The 992-nt window shown below is 48.1% G+C and carries 1 protein-coding gene and 1 pseudogene; both read right to left on the bottom strand.

Translation table 11 applies throughout. The features are described from left to right. Nucleotides 1–782: phosphonate ABC transporter, permease protein PhnE (gene phnE, locus AB4486_RS24540; protein WP_372119274.1), on the bottom strand; the 782-nt coding region annotated here is incomplete at its 3' end. Beyond that, nucleotides 779–992, bottom strand: a pseudogene (locus AB4486_RS24535) (phosphonate ABC transporter ATP-binding protein); the annotation flags it as partial. The pseudogene AB4486_RS24535 and the gene phnE, both read right to left, overlap by 4 nt.

The following is a 992-nucleotide window of genomic DNA, read 5'->3' as shown; positions in this document are numbered from 1 at the left end:
ATAGCGGCCGCTGCGCTGTATTCGTAACGGTCCATTGCGGTGTTCAATGTAGCACCGATACCCCCTGCGCCAACAATGCCAATTACCGCTGACTCTCGGAAGTTGATGTCGAGTCGGTACATCGAAAGCCCGATAAAGCGTGGCATTACCTGCGCTTGAATCGCATAGTTCACTTGTTGTAACCAACTTGCGCCAGTTGCGCGCATTGCGGTGAGTGGTGCTGGGTCGATGGCTTCAATTTCATCGGCAAACAATTTCGCGAGAAAGCCGATGGTTGCGAAGGTCAGCGTGACAAAACCCGCAAACGTACCAAAGCCAAACAGAGCCACACACAGAATCGCAACGATGATCTCTTGTAAGCTACGAGCGATCGAAATAAACGCACGGCAGAATAGATAAACGGGAGTAGGGGCAAGGTTTTTGGCTGCGCCTAATCCGAATGGGATTGAAAGAAGGACACCCGCCACGGTTGATGTCAGGGTCATGGTTAAACTCTCAATCAAACCTTGTGAGATGTTGTTCCATCGGCCACCAAAATCTGGGTTCATGAAAGCCAAAATGAACTGCCAGCCGCGTTCGCTGCCTTCGTAAATTCGAGTCCAGTTGACGTGTACCGATTGAGTCGCAAGGTACAAGTAAACCGCGACAATGATGATTAAGCTCCAGCGTAACCATGGGCTAGAAATCAGTGGCGGCTTTGTCCACTGTGTCGGGTATTGTTTGGAATTCTGTTTTCCTGACTTTAAATGCTGCTGAACTTGATTTGGATATGGTTGAGTCATATTGTTGCCTCAGACAGGCGAGGACTTGTGATGATGAGGTCATCGGCCTCTTCTTCTGCTTGTTGACTCCAGTCTTCTTCACCGTAGATTTGCGTTAAAACATATTCAGTGAGCAGGTTTGGTTTGTCATCAAATACGACACAACCTGCATTTAAGCCGACAACACGGTCAACAAACTGCTTTGCTAATTGAACATCGTGAATATTGATG

The sequence above is a fragment of the Vibrio sp. 10N.222.55.C6 genome (genome assembly GCF_041473395.1).
GTDB lineage: Bacteria > Pseudomonadota > Gammaproteobacteria > Enterobacterales > Vibrionaceae > Vibrio > Vibrio crassostreae_C.
Note: the sequence above shows the minus strand (reverse complement) of the source record. Positions and strands in the feature narration are given on the sequence as shown.